Annotated in this window: 11 protein-coding genes, 1 tRNA gene and 2 rRNA genes (1 of these 14 cut by a window edge); 5 read left to right on the top strand and 9 right to left on the bottom strand. The window is 68.9% G+C overall.

Features of this window, described 5'->3' with window-relative positions; all coding sequences use genetic code 11:
- The 4 genes from ACLBKU_RS12585 to ACLBKU_RS12570 form a co-directional block, all read left to right on the top strand.
- Positions 1-1,918: ribosomal RNA gene (locus tag ACLBKU_RS12585) — 23S ribosomal RNA — on the top strand; it begins 870 nt to the left of the window's first position.
- A gap of 133 nt (positions 1,919-2,051) precedes the next feature.
- Positions 2,052-2,166 (top strand): 5S ribosomal RNA (gene rrf / locus ACLBKU_RS12580).
- 222 nt (positions 2,167-2,388) lie between these two features.
- Positions 2,389-2,465, top strand: a tRNA-Met gene (locus ACLBKU_RS12575).
- 95 nt (positions 2,466-2,560) lie between these two features.
- On the top strand, positions 2,561-3,145 hold the full coding sequence (locus tag ACLBKU_RS12570) for an HD domain-containing protein (RefSeq protein WP_410179904.1): 585 nt from the start codon (positions 2,561-2,563) through the stop codon (positions 3,143-3,145).
- 79 nt (positions 3,146-3,224) lie between these two features.
- Here ACLBKU_RS12570 and ACLBKU_RS12565 read toward each other — a convergent pair whose 3' ends face one another.
- The 9 genes from ACLBKU_RS12565 to ACLBKU_RS12525 form a co-directional block, all read right to left on the bottom strand.
- Complete coding sequence (locus ACLBKU_RS12565) at positions 3,225-5,093, bottom strand: methyl-accepting chemotaxis protein (protein WP_410179903.1); 1,869 nt, start codon at positions 5,091-5,093, stop codon at positions 3,225-3,227.
- An 85-nt stretch (positions 5,094-5,178) separates the two neighbouring features.
- Positions 5,179-6,984: a methyl-accepting chemotaxis protein gene (locus ACLBKU_RS12560; RefSeq protein ID WP_410179902.1), complete on the bottom strand. Its 1,806-nt coding sequence runs from the start codon at positions 6,982-6,984 to the stop codon at positions 5,179-5,181.
- Positions 6,981-8,510 carry a putative bifunctional diguanylate cyclase/phosphodiesterase gene (locus ACLBKU_RS12555; RefSeq protein ID WP_410179901.1) on the bottom strand — a complete coding sequence of 510 codons (1,530 nt, stop codon included), beginning with the start codon at positions 8,508-8,510 and terminating at the stop codon, positions 6,981-6,983. The genes ACLBKU_RS12560 and ACLBKU_RS12555 overlap by 4 nt, the downstream gene beginning before the upstream one ends.
- A 117-nt stretch (positions 8,511-8,627) precedes the next feature.
- Positions 8,628-9,503, bottom strand: coding sequence for a CheR family methyltransferase (locus tag ACLBKU_RS12550; protein ID WP_410179900.1), 876 nt, complete (start codon positions 9,501-9,503; stop codon positions 8,628-8,630).
- The gene (gene cheB / locus ACLBKU_RS12545; protein WP_410179899.1) at positions 9,500-10,654 is read right to left on the bottom strand and encodes a chemotaxis-specific protein-glutamate methyltransferase CheB; all 1,155 of its coding nucleotides are present in this window, start codon (positions 10,652-10,654) and stop codon (positions 9,500-9,502) included. The genes ACLBKU_RS12550 and cheB overlap by 4 nt, the downstream gene beginning before the upstream one ends.
- Complete coding sequence (locus ACLBKU_RS12540) at positions 10,651-11,016, bottom strand: response regulator (RefSeq protein ID WP_410179898.1); 366 nt, start codon at positions 11,014-11,016, stop codon at positions 10,651-10,653. Before ACLBKU_RS12540 ends, cheB begins: the two co-directional genes overlap by 4 nt.
- A 54-nt stretch (positions 11,017-11,070) precedes the next feature.
- Positions 11,071-11,532, bottom strand: coding sequence for a chemotaxis protein CheW (locus tag ACLBKU_RS12535; RefSeq protein WP_410179897.1), 462 nt, complete (start codon positions 11,530-11,532; stop codon positions 11,071-11,073).
- Positions 11,529-13,976 carry a chemotaxis protein CheA gene (locus ACLBKU_RS12530; RefSeq protein WP_410179896.1) on the bottom strand — a complete coding sequence of 816 codons (2,448 nt, stop codon included), beginning with the start codon at positions 13,974-13,976 and terminating at the stop codon, positions 11,529-11,531. Before ACLBKU_RS12530 ends, ACLBKU_RS12535 begins: the two co-directional genes overlap by 4 nt.
- A 77-nt stretch (positions 13,977-14,053) precedes the next feature.
- Complete coding sequence (locus tag ACLBKU_RS12525; protein ID WP_410179895.1) at positions 14,054-15,436, bottom strand: MATE family efflux transporter; 1,383 nt, start codon at positions 15,434-15,436, stop codon at positions 14,054-14,056.
- 96 nt (positions 15,437-15,532) lie between these two features.
- Between ACLBKU_RS12525 and ACLBKU_RS12520 the strand changes: the two genes are divergently transcribed.
- A complete protein-coding gene (locus ACLBKU_RS12520; RefSeq protein WP_410179894.1) occupies positions 15,533-16,312 on the top strand; it encodes a class II aldolase/adducin family protein in 780 nt (259 codons plus the stop codon).
- Positions 16,313-16,314 lie beyond the last annotated feature (2 nt).

Raw genomic sequence — 16,314 nt, 5'->3', positions numbered from 1 at the left:
GATGTATGCCGATGGGGGTAGAGCACTGGATGGGCTAGGGCTGCGCGAGCGGTACCAAACCTAACCAAACTCCGAATACCATCGAGTCTTGTCTGGCAGACAGACGGCGGGTGCTAAGGTCCGTCGTCAAAAGGGAAACAGCCCTAACCTACAGCTAAGGTCCCCAAGTCGTATCTAAGTGGGAAAGCATGTGGGAATCCCAAAACAACCAGGAGGTTGGCTTAGAAGCAGCCATCCTTTAAAGAAAGCGTAACAGCTCACTGGTCTAAATAAGGGTTCCTGCGGCGAAGATGTAACGGGGCTAAAGATACGCACCGAAGCTTAGGGTTGCAGTTTACTGCAGCGGTAGCGGAGCGTTCCGTAAGCGAGTGAAGGCGAAGGGTAACCGACGCTGGACGTATCGGAAGTGCGAATGCTGACATGAGTAGCGACAAACAGGGTGAGATACCCTGTCGCCGAAAGACCAAGGGTTCCTACGCAATGCTAATCAGCGTAGGGTGAGCCGGCCCCTAAGACGAGCCCGAAGGGGGTAGTCGATGGGAACCACGTTAATATTCGTGGGCCTGGTGGTGTGTGACGGATCTCGTAAATTGTCCTTCCTTATTGGATTGGTTGGGCAGTGAAGAGGTTCCAGGAAATAGCCCCACCGTATAGACCGTACCCGAAACCGACACAGGTGGTCAGGTAGAGTATACCAAGGCGCTTGAGAGAAGTATCCTGAAGGAACTCGGCAAATTGCCTCCGTACCTTCGGAAGAAGGAGGCCCCATCTTAAGGCAACTTTTGGTGGGGGGCACAGGCCAGGGGGTAGCGACTGTTTATCAAAAACACAGGACTCTGCTAAGTCGGCTTCAAGACGACGTATAGGGTCTGACGCCTGCCCGGTGCTGGAAGGTTAAGAGGAGGAGTGCAAGCTCCGAATTGAAGCCCCAGTAAACGGCGGCCGTAACTATAACGGTCCTAAGGTAGCGAAATTCCTTGTCGGGTAAGTTCCGACCTGCACGAATGGCGTAACGACTTCCCCACTGTCTCCAGGATATGCTCAGCGAAATTGAATTCTCCGTGAAGATGCGGAGTACCCGCGGTTAGACGGAAAGACCCCGTGCACCTTTACTGCAGCTTCAGAGTGGCATTAGGAAAGAGTTGTGTAGCATAGGTGGGAGGCTTTGAAGCGACGGCGCCAGCTGTCGTGGAGCCATAGGTGAAATACCACCCTGCTGTTTTCTGATGTCTAACCACGCACCGTTATCCGGTGTTGGGACCCTCTGTGGCGGGTAGTTTGACTGGGGCGGTCGCCTCCTAAAGAGTAACGGAGGCGCGCGATGGTAGGCTCAGGACGGTTGGAAACCGTCTGTTAGAGTGCAATGGCATAAGCCTGCCTGACTGCGAGACTGACGAGTCGAGCAGAGACGAAAGTCGGTCATAGTGATCCGGTGGTCCCTCGTGGAAGGGCCATCGCTCAACGGATAAAAGGTACGCCGGGGATAACAGGCTGATGATTCCCAAGAGCTCATATCGACGGAATCGTTTGGCACCTCGATGTCGGCTCATCACATCCTGGGGCTGGAGCAGGTCCCAAGGGTTTGGCTGTTCGCCAATTAAAGTGGTACGTGAGCTGGGTTCAGAACGTCGCGAGACAGTTTGGTCCCTATCTGCCGTGGGCGTCGATACTTGAAAGGAGTTGCCCCTAGTACGAGAGGACCGGGGTGAACGTGCCTCTGGTGTACCTGTCATCCTGCCAAGGGTGCCGCAGGGTAGCTATGCACGGACGGGATAACCGCTGAAAGCATCTAAGCGGGAAGCCTCCCTTGAGATTAGGTATCTTTGAACCGTGATAGACCATCACGTTGATAGGCCGGGTGTGGAAGTACAGTAATGTATGGAGCTAACCGGTCCTAATAGTTCATATCGCGCTTGAGAGTCTGCACTATCAACGCCAGCCCTGCACCTGCAGGAGCGCGTTGGTGGAGAAAGCTCCAGCCAGATACGCCCTTAACCACTCAGACCCCTGAGTGTGCATCGATTTGAAACCCGCATCCGCTGGCTCCATTGCTTGGTGGCCATAGCGTCTGTGACCCACCCGATCCCATCTCGAACTCGGCCGTGAAACCAGACAGCGCCGATGGTACTAACGCTCAAGCGTTGGAAGAGTAGGTCGCCGCCAGGCATTGCAGCCAGCGGGAGCGGGGATAACCCATTCACATAGTCAACAGGGCTGACCCGCAAGGGCGGCCCTTTTGGCGTCTATGGTGCTCCGGCATCGTGACGCGCCTCCTCGGAATATCCGAGGGGAAGGCCCTCGAAACCGCAGGTTTCGCAAGGCCAACTGGCTGCCCGCAGCGACGCGACCGCAGGTCGTGGGAGCGAGGAACGCCAACAAAAACGGTATCGCGGGATGGAGCAGCCCGGTAGCTCGTCAGGCTCATAACCTGAAGGTCGTTGGTTCAAATCCAACTCCCGCAACCACCGTTTGAAACCCACAACAGATCGACGCAAACCACGCCCGCAGCCTCGCTGCCGGGCGCAATCGGCGTTGCGGTCTGCCAACAGGAGGACTTGCGATGCCCGACACCCCCTTTCTCACCCAGCGCTTCGACGATGCGCTCGCCTATGCGAGCCGCCTCCACCGCCACCAGACCCGCAAAGGCAACGGTATCCCCTATATCTCCCACCTCCTCGCCGTCGCCGCGATTGCGCTCGAGAACGGGGCGGACGAGGATCAGGCGATCGCCGCGCTGCTCCACGATGCGGTCGAGGATCAGGGCGGCCTCCCGCGCCTCGAAGAGATCCGCAGGCGCTATGGTGACGATGTCGCGGCGATGGTCGCCGACTGCACCGACAGCCACGAGGAGCCCAAGCCCGCCTGGCACCCGCGCAAGGAGGCCTATATCGCCAGCCTCGCCCACAAGCCGGCGCGCAGCCTCGCGGTGAGCCTCGCCGACAAGACCCACAACGCCGCCGCGATCAATGCCGACCTGCGCGCCCACGGCGCCGCCGTTTGGAGCCGCTTCACCGGCGGGAAGGGCGGGACCCTGTGGTACTACCGCGCGCTGGCCAACGCCTTCCGCGCCCATGCGCCGGGGATCGCCGCCGAACGCTTCGCCCGCGAGGTCGACGAAATGGAGGAGCTGGCGGTCAGAGGCTGACGAGCGCCGGAGATCGAGCGCCGCTTATCGCATCCGACCCGCTATCCGGGATCGTGGATGCTTGCAGGAGAGCGGCGCCTCACCCCGCCCGCACCGTCCGCAGGAAGCCGCGTACCTGATCGCCCAGATGCGCTGCCTGCGCCTCCAGCTCGTTGGCGCTGAGCAGCACCTGCGAGGCCGCAGCGCCGGTCGAGAGCGACAGCTGGCGCACGTCCTCGATGTGGCCCGCGACCTTCTCGGTGCCGCGCGCGGCGAGGTCGATGCTCTGGGCGAGGTCGCGGCCCGCGACCGATTGCTGGTCGACCGCGGTCGCGATCGAGACGGCAGTGGATTCGAGCTCCTTGACCTGACCCGCGATCGCCCGCAGCGCCTTGACGCTCGCGCCGGTGGTCGACTGCATCGCGCGGATCTGCTCGGCGACCTTCTCGGTCGCGCGGCTGGTCTGCATCGCGAGCTCCTTGACCTCGCTGGCGACGACCGCGAAACCGCGGCCCGCCTCACCCCCGCGCGCCGCCTCGATGCTTGCGTTGAGGGCAAGGAGGTTGGTGCGTTGGGCGATCGTCTGGATCAGCTCGACGATCTGGCCGACTTCCTCGGCCGACGCGGCGAGGGCGGAGATGGTCTCGTCGGCCTCGCCGGTCGCTTCCGAGGCGAGCCGGGCGAGTTCGCTCGAGGAGGCGGCCTGACGGCTGATCTCGCTGATCGAGAGCGCGAATTCGTCGCTCGCCGCGGCGGCCGCGGTCGCGCCGGCGTTGGCTTCCTCCATCGAGGAGGCGACTTCGCCGGTGCGGCGGCTCGCTTCCTCGGCGCTCTGCGCCATGCGGGTGGCGGTGGTGTGGAGCTGGCTGGAGGCGGCAGCGACGCCGCTCACCACGTCGCCCACGGTGCGCTCGAACTGGCGGGCGACCTCGTCGAGCAGCGCGGCACGCTTGGCCTCGGCCTCGATCCGCTCGCGCTCGCGCTCCTGCTGGAGCTGCAATTCCTGCTCGGCCTTCTCGGAGCGCTCGCGCGCCCACATCTCGAGCCGCTTGCTGGCGCGCTTGAACAGGTCGAGCGCGCGAACCATCGCGCCGACCTCGTCCTGGCGGTCGGCGCCGGCGATGTCGAAATTGCGGTCCCCGTCGGCAAGCCGGGTCATCGCATCGGTGATCTCGACGATCTTGCGCGAGAAATCGCGCGACAGGTAGGCGAGGCCGAACACCAGCACCGCGGCGCCGAACGCGGCGAGCACGGCGAGGATCAGGATCATGTTGAAGAAATAGCCGATGCCGCTCGCCTCCTGCGCCTCGCCGCGCGCGCCGATCGCGGCGGCAAGCGCGGCGCTCGCGGTCATCAGCTGGTTGCCCTGCGCCGAGACGGCCGCCGCCGCCGCATTGGCATCGCCGCCGCCGCGCACGGTCTCGCCGGCGCGCTCGAAGGTGGTCTCGAAGGCCGTCACCTCGGCGCGCACCGCGGCGACGCGGGGGGCGAGCTCGGGGGCTTCGGCGAGCACCGCGGTCTCGATCCCGGTAATCTTCGAGAGCACCGCGCTCTCCGACGAACGCTGCGCCTCGCGCAAGGGCCCGCTGCGGTCGTAGAGCGCGCGCACCGAGTGGTAGCGCAGCTCGCCCGCCGCCGATTGCAACTGCCCGGCGGCCACGAGGGTCTCCTGCACCCGCGCCGAGGCATTGTAGCGGGTCCACAGCTCGGACAGCCCCGCGCCGAGCACCAGCACCATCAGCAGCCCGACTCCGAGGAAGGTGCCGAACACCGTGTTGATCTTGCGCGCGAGCGGGAGGTTGCGGAACCAGGTGATGCGCTCGAGCAGGGTGCCCCGCGCGGGCGCGGCTTCGGAGAGGGCGAAGGGCGCGCCGTCGAGGCCTTCCTCGGACCGCAGGTCACGGACGAAATCGGGAACGGCCTGTTCCTCGCGCCGCTCCTGCCAGCTCATCATGTTCATGCCGCTCATCCCCCAAGCTTCGGATGAGCGCTTTCATGAAGGGTAAACCTTAAAAAAGCTTGATCCCCTAGGGGAACCCCCTGAGCGGCGCGGTTCAGCCGGCGCGCACCCGGGCGAGGAAGGACTGCACCTGCGCGCGCAGGGTGGCGGCCTGGCTTTCGAGGCTCGTCGCGCTGGAGAGCACCTGCGAGGCGGCCGCCCCGGTTGAGAGCGAGAGGGTGCGCACCGTCTCGACGTGGCCCGCCACCTTCTCGGTCCCGCGCGCGGCGAGATCGATGCTGCGGGCGAGGTCGTGGCCTGCGACCGATTGCTGGTCGACCGCGGTGGCGATCGAGACCGCGGTGGTCTCGAGGCTCTCGATCTGCGCGGCGATCTGGCGCAGCACCGCGACGCTCGCGCCGGTGGTCGACTGCATCGCGCGGATCTGCTCGGAGACCTGCTCGGTCGCGCGGGCGGTCTGGTTGGCGAGCTCCTTGACCTCGCTCGCGACCACCGCGAAGCCGCGCCCCGCCTCGCCGCCGCGCGCGGCCTCGATGCTGGCATTCAAGGCAAGCAGGTTGGTGCGCTGGGCGATGGTGCGGATCAGCTCGACGATCTGGCCGACCTCGTCCGCCGAGGCCGCGAGCGCCCCGATCGTGCTGTCGGCCTCACGCGCCGAGACGCTCGCCTCGCGGGCGAGTTCTGCCGAGGAGGCGGCCTGGCGGCTGATCTCGCCGATCGACATGGCGAATTCGTCGCTCGCGGCGGCGGCGGCGGTCGCGCCCATGTTCGCCTCCTGCATCGCCGCGGCGGCCTCGAGCGTGCGCGCCGAGGCGTCCTCGGCAGTCGCGGACATGAGGGTTGCGGTCGACTGGAGCTGGCTCGAGGCGGAGACGACGCCGGTGACCACCTCGCCGACGGTGCGCTCGAACTGGTCGGCGATTGCGTGGATCGCGCGGGCATTCTCGAGCCGCGCCTCCTCGGCGAGGAGCTGGCGGCGCGCCTGTTCGTCCATTTCGGCGCGGGCGTGCTCGGCGCGTTCGCGGCTGAGTTTCTCGAGGCGCAGGCCGGCGCGGTGGAACACCTCGGTCGCGCGCGCCATCGCCCCGATCTCGTCGGCGCGCTCCTTGCCGCTGATCGCGACCTCGCGCTCGCCTGCGGCGATGCGGCTCATCTGGCGCGCCATCGCCGAGAGCGTCGCGCCGACGGTGCGGTTGAAATAGCGCTGGGCGGTGAGGGTGATGAGGGTAAGGATGCTGGCGAGGCCGATCCACATGAACAACAGGCGCCCGATCAGCGCCGCGCCGCTTTCGGCCATGCCGTCGGCCTCCTCACCGAGCCTCGCGGCCATCTCCTGCCCGGCGGCGAGCAGCGCGGCTTGGGTCGCGGCCATCGCCGCGGCCTGCGCGCCGCGCCGTGCCGGGTCGGCGGCGGGATCGAAGGCGGTGACCTGGCGGCCGAGATCGGCGAGCCCCTCGCGGATCAGCGCGAGCTGGCCCTGCGCCTCGACCCCGCTCGCCGCGGCGCGCGGGGCGAAGGTCGCCGCGGTAGCCTCGGCGCGGATCAGCGCGGCGGTCGCGGCCCGGGCGCGCGCCCGGTCGCCGGTCGCGGCGAGCATCTCGGAATGGCGCTGGCCTTCGGAGATCTGCACCAGCAGCCGCTCGGCGGCGAGCGCGTCGGCATGGGTGGCGCGGACCCGCTCGGCGCGCGAGCCGAGCTCGACATAGCCCATCACCACGAACAGCCCGGCAACCAGCGCGAAGGCGAGGTTGAAGCTGAAGAAGGCGGTGATCTTGCCCCCGACCGGGAGCGCCGCGAACCAGCGCGCGAGGCGCGTGCCCTGCGCGGCCGGAGCGGCGGCGGCCGGCGCGGCGGCGCTCTCCGCCTCGAAATCGAGCGCGATGTCCTGGAGCGCGCTCATGCCGCCTGCTCGCCGCGGGCGGTGCGCATCGCGTTCTGCGCCGCGATCAGCTTGTCGATCTCGCCTGCCGGGAGCGCGCGGTAGTAGAGCCAGCCCTGGATCTGGTCGCAGCCGGCAAGCCGCACCAGCTCGGCCTGCTCCTCGGTCTCGACCCCTTCGGCGGTCACCCCCATGTCGAGCGCGCGGGCGAGCGCGATCGAGGAGAGCATCATCGCCCGGCTGCCGTCATCGACCCCGGCGAGCTCGACGAGGCTGCGGTCGAGCTTCAGCTTCTCGAAGCGGAAGCGCCGCAGGAACCCGATCGAGGCGTAGCCGGTGCCGAAATCGTCGAGCGCGATCTTGACCCCGAAGCTGCGGATCATGTCCAACGTGCGCTCGGCGACCACGGGGTCGAGCACGAGGCAGGTCTCGGTCACCTCGAGCTCGAGGAGGTGCGGCGGAAAGCCGGTTTCCTCGAGCACCTCGCCGAGCCGGATCGGGAACTCGGCGTTGCGCAGCTGCGCGGCCGAGATGTTGACCGACAGGGTGATGTCGCCCCAGTGGCGCGCGTCGCAGGCGGCGCGGCGCAGGACCCACAGGCCCAAGGGGTTGATGAGCCCCGAATCCTCGGCGATCGGGATGAAGATGTTGGGGCCGAGCGGATCGCGCTCGGGGCCGCGGTCCCAGCGCAGCAGCGCCTCGACCGCGACGATGCGCTTGTCGTCGGCGCTGACCAGCGGCTGGTAGGCAAGGCTGAATTCGCCCGCGGTGATCCCGGCGCGGATGTCCTCCTCGATCTCGCGCACGCGCTCGCGGCGGCGGTCGAAGCTCTCGTTGAACCAGGTGCAGCGCATCTTCCCGCCGCGCTTCGACATGTCCATCGCGACGTCTGCGCGGCGCAGCATCTCGGAGGACGGGATGCGCGCGTCGGGGGTGGAGCGGGTGAGGCCGACGCTCGCGCCGACCGCGATGTGGCGGTGCGCGATGGTCAGCGGGGTGCCGAGGCGTTCGAGGAGGGTGCGGCAGATCCCCTCGAGAATCGTGCCCGCGACCTTGCCGACCATCAGCGCCGCGAACTCGTCGCCGCCCAGGCGGTAGCAGCGCGCCTCGGTGCCGCAGACGCTGCGGATCTCGTCGGCGAAGGCGGCGATCAGGCTGTCGCCGAGCTCGTGGCCGTAATGGTCGTTGACCTGCTTGAAGGCGTCGAGGTCGATCATCGCCAGCGCCACTTCCTCCGAGCTGCCGCGGGCGAGGCGGGCGATGTCGTCATGGAGCGCGTGGCGGTTGGGCAGGCCGGTGAGCGGATCGCAGCTCGCGCGCATCGCGAGCCCGCGGACATTGGCGATGCCGCTGCGCCCGAGGATCACGAGGATGATCGCGTAGAACAGCACCGTGACGATCAGCAGCGGGGCCTTGGCGGTGGTCTCCCAGCGCCCCGTCAGCACCAGCGCCGCCGCGAGCGCGCCGGTCATCAGGCACGAGACCGCGATCGGGATCACCACGAGCCCGGACGAGGTCAGATGCTGGGGCTGCTTCACCTTCAACACGATAGGCCTGTCCCGGATGCGCCGCGCCGCCGTCATGGCGTGACGAAAACGCCCTAAAAGGAAGCGGCTAAGGAAGGGTAAACCATCGCTCTCGGCCCGTCGCAAAGGGGCTCGGGTTCAGGCCGAGCGGCGGGCCGGGGTTGGGGCCGGCGCGGCGGCGGGGGCGGCGACCGGCTCGAAGAAGCTCGCGCGGCGCGCGGCGGGGACGAAGCGGTCGGTCTGGCCGACCACGGTCTCGCCCGCGCCGAGCATCAGGAAGCCGTCGGGCATCACCGCCTGGGCGAGCCGCCCGAAGGCCGCGGCGCGGGTCAGGCGGTCGAAATAGAGCAGCACATTGCGGCACAGCACGAGGTCGAAGGGCAGGCGCCCGGGATGCGGCCCGCCGAGCAGGTTGTGCTGCTGGAAGCGCACCATCGCGCGCACGTCCCCGCGCACCTGCCAGCCGCGCGGGGTCTCGTCGAAGTGGCGCAGCATCTGCGCGACGCCGAGGCCGCGCTGCACCTCGAAGGGGCTGTAGAGCGCGCTGCGGGCGGCGCCCACCGCGCGGTGCGAGACATCGGTGCCGAGGATGTCGATCGTCCAGCCCGCCCAGCGCTCGGCCTGTTCCGCGAACAGCATGGCGAGCGAATAGACCTCCTGGCCCGTCGAACAGCCCGCCGACCAGATCGACAGGCGCCTGGCATCGCGGCGGCGCCGGTGGAGTTCGGGGAGAATCTCGGCGGGGAGCTGGTCGAAGGTCGGCTTGTCGCGGAAGAAATAGGTCTCGTTGTTGAGCAGCGCCTCGACCACCTCCTGCGCGAGGTCGGGCGCATCGGCGGGGGGTGCGGCGAGGAGGCAGACGAGCTGGTCGACGTTGGAGATGCCATGGGTGCGGAAGATTCCCGCGAGCGCCGAGTTGACGCGCCAGCGGCGGCTCTCGGTGAGGTGCTGGCCGGTGCGCGATTCGAGCAGGTCGGCGATGATCTGGTGCGAGGCCTCGCTGCCGTCGATCATGGCCGGGCCACCGGCGCGGAGGCCTGGGCGAGCACCGCCTCGCCGAGCCGCTCGGGCGGGGCGATGATGCTGGCGAGCCCGGCGCGGGCGACGGCGCCGGGCATCCCCCACACCGCGCTGGTGTCGGCGTCCTGCGCGAAGATCGCGCCGCCCGCCTCGACCAACGCCTTGGCGCCGATCGCTCCGTCGCGGCCCATGCCGGAGAGGATCACGCCCAGCGCGCGGCCCTCGCAGGCCTCGGCGAGGCTCGAAAGCATCGGGTCGACCGAGGGCAGGCACCCGCTCGGCTGAGGGGCGCTCGAGACCTCGACGACCAGCCCCAGCGAGCCGGCCCGCTTGACCACGATATGCCCGTGCCCCGGCGCGATCACGATCCGCCCGGGGGTGAGCACCATCCCGTCCATCGCGATGTCGGCGGGCCGCCCGCAGGCGCTCTCGACCTGGCGGGCGAACACCGGGATGAAGGAGGCGGGGAGGTGTTGGGTGACCAGCAGCGGCACCTCGAACCCCCGCGGGAGCTGGCGCAGCAGCAGGCCGAGCGCGTGGATGCCGCCGGTCGAGGCGCCGATCGCGACCACCTCGGGACGGCGCCGCCGGCCCGCGAGCGGTGCGCGCGCGAAGGAGGGCTCGGGGCGCGGGGGCGGGGCGGCGAGCGCCTCGGCTGCGCCCTCGGCGGGGCGGCTGCCGAGCGCGCGGATCTTGCCGAGCAGCGCCGCGCGGTAGTCCTCGGTGAACCCGCCGGGGCGGGGCTTGGCGAGCGTGTCCGCGGCGCCCATCTGGAGCGCGGCGAGGGTGTGCTCGGCCCCGTCCATCGTCAGCGAGGAGACCACCAGCACCTGCGGGTGGCCGGGCGTCGCAAGGATCTGCGGCAGGGCGCTCAAGCCGCCGATCCCGGGCATCTCGAGATCGAGCAGCACCACGTCGGCCGGCGTCTGGGCGAGTTGCTGGAGCGCGCCCTCGGCGGAAGAGGCGGTGCCGACGATCACCAGCGCGGGATCGCTCTCGACCATGCGCTTGAAGATCGTGCGCACCGTCAGCGAATCGTCGACCACCATCACCCGGATCGCCGCCCCCGCGCCCGAATGCGCGAAGGGGCGCGCGGCGCTGTTCGCTGCGCTAGCGGGCCGCGGGCTGAAGGCGGGGCGGTTCACGCAAACCCGACGAGTTGCAGCTTGATCTGCAACGTCTCGTGATCGAAGGGCTTCATGACATATTCGTCCGCCCCGGCCGAGATCGCCTCGCGGATGTGCGCGACGTCGTTCTCGGTGGTGCAGAACACCACCTTGGGCTTGTCCCCGCCGGGCCGCTGGCGCAGCGCGACCAGGAACTCGATCCCCGTCATCACCGGCATGTTCCAGTCGAGCAGCACCACGTCGGGCATCGCCGCCTCGCAGGCGTCCAATGCGAGCTTGCCGTTCTCGGCTTCCTCCACCGCGAACCCGAGCGTCTCGAGGATGTGCCTCGAAACCTTCCGGATGACGCGGGAATCATCGACGATGAGGCATGTTTTCATGGGGCATCCTGCGGTTGCGCGGCAGAGCCTAGGGAGCATTTGGTAATTATAGGATTAAGCCGCGGCCTCGATTTCGCTGGAAAGGCCCTCGGGCCCGGCGATCAGCGCCGCCAGATCGACGAGCAGCGCGGGACCGGCCATCGTCTCGACCATGCCCGTCGCGATGCGCGACCATTCGGGGCCGAACCCGCCGGGGACTTGCCCCGCCTCGCTTGCGGCGGTCGTGATGTCCTCGATCGCGTCGACCAGCAGGGCATAGGAATGGCCCCCTTCGGCGACCACGATCGCGCGGTGGTCGGTCGGCCAGCCGGAGGCCCCGGCGGCAAGCCCGAGCGCGCGGCGGCAGTCGATCACGGTGAGCGCCTGGCTCCGCAATGCGGTGATCCCCGCGATCCACGAAGGCGCGCGCGGGATCGGGGTGACGGTGCCGATCTCGATCACCGACTTCACGTCGAGCGCCGAGAGCGCGCAGGCGCGCCCGGCGATGCGGGCGACGACGAGCAGTTCGCCGATCATGCGGCCTGTCCCCGGGTGCGCGGGGCCACGCGCGCGGCGGCGGCGAGCGCGGCGAGCAGGCCCTCGCGATCGTAGCGGTAGATCGTGCCCGATCCCGGCGGCGCGTCGGGCTGGTCGCGCAGGCGGATCACCTGCGCGGGCAGCGGGCGGCCGAGCGCCTCGGCGACCTCGTAGACGTCCTCGAAAAGGATGCCGATGGCATCGCTTCCCGCCTCCTCGGCAGGAACGATGTCATAGCCCGCCGCGGTGACGAGCGGCGCCAGGATGGTGCGCGCCCAGTCGCCCTCGGGTAGGGTGCAGCGCGGGCGGCTCGCCGCCTGCGGCGCCTCGCCGTGGCGGGCGAAGAGTGCGTGCGCGTCGATCAGCGTCACCGGCTGGCCCGCGATCAGGGTGATGCCCTCGGCGAGCGGGTCCTCGGGGACGGGGCGCAGCGCCTCGGCGAGTTCGACCGCGTCCTCGACCTCGCGCACCGCGTGGAGCAGCTCGCAGGCGCCGTCCGAGAGGCGCAGCAGGCGCACCTTGGGGGCGGTGAACGCCTCCTCCTCGGGCAGGCCGACCAGCGGCAGGATCATCCCGTCGATCACCACCCGCGGGCGCGCCGACGAGCGGTCGATCGCGCTCGCGGGTGCGGTCTCGATGCGCTGGACGAGTTCGAGCCGCACCGCCGAGCGGCGGCCGGCGAAGGTGGTGAACAGCATCGCGCGGGGGCCCGCCTCGGCGACCTCGCCCGCCGCCTCGGAGAGTGCGGTGAGCACCCGGGCGCGGGTGTCGGAGACGAGGTTCGCTTGCGCTGCGATATTGGCCACGTCGAGCAGCAGCACCGGCTGGCCGTCGTCGAGCAGGGTCGATCCGGCATAGAGGCCCGAGCGCATCACCGCCGGGGCGAGCGGCTTGACCACGAGGTCGCCGTGGCCGTGGATGCCCTCGACCGCGAGTGCGAAGAGGTCGCCGCTGGCGAGGCGCAGCATCACGAGGGTCGGTTCCCTGGCGGCGATGTCGGCACCCGGCAGGCCGAGCACCTCGCCCAGCATCAGGCACGGCACCCGCACGCCGCGGAAGGTGACGAGCGCGCTCTCGCCCATCCGGGTGAAGTCGAGCTGCTGCGAGGAGGCCTGAACGATCTCCTCGACATAGGACTGCGGGATCGCGAAGCGGTGGCCGGCGACCTCGACGGTGAGCCCGGCGATGATCGACAGGGTGAGCGGGATGTGGAGCGTGAAGCTGGTGCCTTCGCCCGGCTGGCTGGCGACGCGGATCGAGCCGCCGACCTTCTCGAGGTTCTGGCGCACCACGTCGAGACCGACCCCGCGCCCGGAGACGGCGCTGACCGTCTCGGCGGTCGAGAAGCCGGGTTCGAAGATGAGGTTCAAGATGCGCTCGCGGCTCATCGCGCCGCGCTCGGCGGCCGAGACGAGCCCGGTGGCGACGGCCTTGGCGGCGATCTTCTCCTCGTCGAGCCCGCGCCCGTCGTCGGAGATGACGATCGAGATGGTGTTGCCCGATTGCCGCGCGGCGATGGCGAGCAGGCCGATCTCGCGCTTGCCCTGGCCGAGCCGGGCGAGCGGCGCCTCGATCCCGTGGTCGATGGCGTTGCGGATGATGTGGGTGAGCGGATCGCGGATCGTCTCGATCATCTCGCGGTCGAGCTCGACGTCGCCGCCATCCATATCGACCATCACCTGCTTGCCGAGCTCGGTCGAGAGGTCGCGGACGAGGCGGGGGAGGGCGGAGAACAGCGTCTCGATGCGCTGCATCCGCATCCGGGTGATCGCGTCGCGCACGTCGGAGAGGATCGTGGTGAGCCGCTCGAAGGGGCCGTCGATGGTCGGCTGGGTGCCGGCCTGCCGGAGCCGGTGGGCGAGGTCGTTGCGGGCGAGCACCATGTCGGAGACGCCGCTCATCACCCGGTCGAGCAGTTCGACCGGCAGGCGGATGGTGCGCTGGGCCGCGGGATCGGCGCGGCGCAGGGGTGCGTTTGCCTCGTCGCTGGCGGCCAGCAGGGTGCTCGCAGGCTGGTGCAGGGGCGGGTTAGACCCCTCTTCGCCCCCCTCCAGCCCCGCCTCCTGCGATGTTTCGCGTGAAACATCGAGCGCGGCGACGAGCTCCGCGTCGCCACCCTCGGGGAACGCCTCGCCCGCCTCGATGGCATCGATCATCGCCGCGATCCGGTCGATCACCGCGAGCACCGCGGTGACGAGCTGCCGGTCGGGATCGCGCCGACCGCTGCGGCAATCGGCGAGCGCGTCCTCGGCGGCATGGGACAGAGCGGCGAGGCGGGGGAAGTCGAAGAAGCCGCAATTGCCCTTCACCGTGTGGACGAAGCGGAAGATCGCATCGAGCCGCGCGCGGTCGGTTGGATCGGCCTCCCAGGCGACGAGTTCGCCGCCCGAGGCTTCCAACATCTCGCGGGTCTCGGCGATAAAATCCGCCAGCAGATCGTCCATGCGAAGAAAGGCCCTCTTGTCCCTGTCGGGCGAAGGCTATGCGGCAGGGTTGGTTAACAACCGCCTAGCATGGGCGCCTAGCGCGCGGCCCCCAGCACCGGGGCGGGGACGGCGAGGACGCGCCGCACGAGCAGGAGCGCGGTCAGCGCGCCGAACAGGTTGGCGGCAAGCTCGGCGGTGTAGATCGCCGCGGAGCCCATCGCCGGGCGCAGCAGCAGCGCGACCGGGAGCATCACGCAGAACACCCGCGCGATGGATTGGCCGAGGGCAAATCCTGCCTTGTCGACCGCGTTCATGATCCCGTTGCCGACGATCAGCAGGCCGAAGCCGGCATAGCCCCAGGCGGCGATCCTGAGGTAGAGGTCGAACTCGCGGATCACCGCCGGGTCAGAGGTGAAGATCCGCGCGAAGTCCTGCCCGGCCGCCATGACGCCGATCGCGACGACGAGGCCCCAGGCGAGGCAGAAGCCGAAAGCGTAAGCCACCGCCTCGCGCGCCCGGTCGGCTCGCCCTGCGCCCCAGTTCTGCCCGACGATCGCCCCGATCGCCCCCGACAGGCCGAGCAGCGGGACGATCACGAAGCTCTGGAGGCGCCCCGCGGCGCCGAAGCCCGCCACCGCCGCCTCGCCGGTGAGCGCGACCTGCGAGGTCAGGACGGCGAGGCCCAGGGGGTTGATCGCATTGGAGAAAGCCGCCGGCAGTCCGACCTTGACGATCGCCCGCGCGGGCGGTCCGAGCCGCGCCCCGCGCAGCATCTGAAGGTCGAGCGGCAGCGGCGTGCCTTTCAGCAGCCACAGCGCCATGAGCGCGCCCATCGCCCAGCCGATCCCGGTCGCATAGGCGCTCCCGGCGATGCCGTAGCCCTCGAAACCAAAGGCCCCGGTGATGAGGATCGGGTTCAGCACCCAGTTGCCGGCCGCGAAGGTGATCGAGACCGTGCTGGTGCGCTTCGCCTCGCCCTGCCCGCGCAGCACGCCGTTGAAGCCCATGATCGCGAGGCTCAGCGGGAAGGCGCAGGCGTAGGGCGTCATGTAGGCGTGGATCAGCGGCATGAGGTGCGCCGGCGCGTTCATCAGGGCGAAGATCGCGTCCGAGGCGAGCCACAGCGCAAGCCCCATCACGAGCCCCGCGGCGCAGGCGAAGACGATCCCGAAATTGGCGCGCTGCGCGGCCTTGGCGAAGTCGCCCTCGCCGAGCGCGCGCGCCACCACCGAGTTGATCCCGACCATCACGCCGACGCCCAGCGAGGTGCAGGCGACGGTGACGGGGAAGATGAAGGAGATCGCGGCGAGGGGCGCGCTGCCGAGCTGGCCGACGAAATAGGCGTCGATGATCCCCACCGACATGATCGCCGCCACGCCGATGATCGCGGGCAGGGTCTGGCTGACGAGGTGCCCCGGGATCGAGCCGCTGACGAGGCGGGCGGGGGAGGGGGCGGGGGCGGGGGCGGGGGCGTTCATCCTGCGCGAGGGCCTAGCGGGCACCCGCGCGCCTTGCAAAGCATTCCCTCCCCATGCGATAGCGGTCTGCAACGGCAGACGGAGAGGAACGGCCCCATGGCGACCCAGCTCAAACCCACGCAGACCAGTCTGGAAGGCTCATGCAGCAAGGAAGAGTGGCACGCCCGCCTCGACCTCGCCGCGTGCTATCGCATCTTCGACCACCTCGGCTGGTCGGAATCGATCTACAACCACATCTCGCTGAAGGTCCCGGGCGAGGAGGACACCTTCCTCATCAACCCCTTCGGCCTGCTCTACAGCGAGGTGACCGCCAGCAACCTCGTCAAGATCGACGTGGAGGGGAACAATGTCGGCGGCTCGCCCTACATGGTGAACAAGGCGGGCTTCACCCAGCACGCCTATTTCCACAAGCACCTGGGCGGGCGCGCGGATGCGATCTGCCACGTCCACACCACCGCGACGATGGCGGTGGCGAGCCACAAGGACGGCCTCTTGCCGACCAATTTCTACGCCTGCAACTTCCAGGGCCAGATCGGCTATCACGACTTCGAGGGCGTCACCGTGCGCCCCGAGGAGGGCGAGCGGCTGGTCCAGAACCTCGGCAACCACACCATCCTGATGCTGCGCAACCACGGCCCGGTGGTGATGGACCGCACCATCCAGGGGATGTTCGTCAAGATGTGGGCGCTCCAGCGCGCCTGCGAGATCCAGGTCGCGACGCTTTCCATGGGCGATCCGATCCTGATCCCGCAGAGCGTGGTCGACGTCCACCAGCGCGACCTTGCGGTGATGAGCGGGCAGGGCGGCGCCGGGCTGTTCGATTTCGAGGCGTGGAAGCGCAAGGTCGACAAGATCGACGACAGCTGGCGCCAGTAAGC

It is taken from the genome of Erythrobacter sp. NE805, from assembly GCF_046452355.1.
Lineage (GTDB): Bacteria > Pseudomonadota > Alphaproteobacteria > Sphingomonadales > Sphingomonadaceae > Erythrobacter.
Note: the sequence above shows the minus strand (reverse complement) of the source record. Positions and strands in the feature narration are given on the sequence as shown.

Bases quoted from the DNA above. Each gene is read 5' to 3' on its own strand.
- ACLBKU_RS12570 (WP_410179904.1), top strand. From the start codon at position 2,561: ATGCCCGACACCCCCTTTCTCACCCAGCGCTTCGACGATGCGCTCGCC.
- ACLBKU_RS12565 (WP_410179903.1), bottom strand. From the start codon at position 5,093: ATGAGCGGCATGAACATGATGAGCTGGCAGGAGCGGCGCGAGGAACAG.
- ACLBKU_RS12560 (WP_410179902.1), bottom strand. From the start codon at position 6,984: ATGAGCGCGCTCCAGGACATCGCGCTCGATTTCGAGGCGGAGAGCGCC.
- ACLBKU_RS12550 (WP_410179900.1), bottom strand. From the start codon at position 9,503: ATGATCGACGGCAGCGAGGCCTCGCACCAGATCATCGCCGACCTGCTC.
- ACLBKU_RS12540 (WP_410179898.1), bottom strand. From the start codon at position 11,016: ATGAAAACATGCCTCATCGTCGATGATTCCCGCGTCATCCGGAAGGTT.
- ACLBKU_RS12535 (WP_410179897.1), bottom strand. From the start codon at position 11,532: ATGATCGGCGAACTGCTCGTCGTCGCCCGCATCGCCGGGCGCGCCTGC.
- ACLBKU_RS12530 (WP_410179896.1), bottom strand. From the start codon at position 13,976: ATGGACGATCTGCTGGCGGATTTTATCGCCGAGACCCGCGAGATGTTG.
- ACLBKU_RS12525 (WP_410179895.1), bottom strand. From the start codon at position 15,436: ATGAACGCCCCCGCCCCCGCCCCCGCCCCCTCCCCCGCCCGCCTCGTC.
- ACLBKU_RS12520 (WP_410179894.1), top strand. From the start codon at position 15,533: ATGGCGACCCAGCTCAAACCCACGCAGACCAGTCTGGAAGGCTCATGC.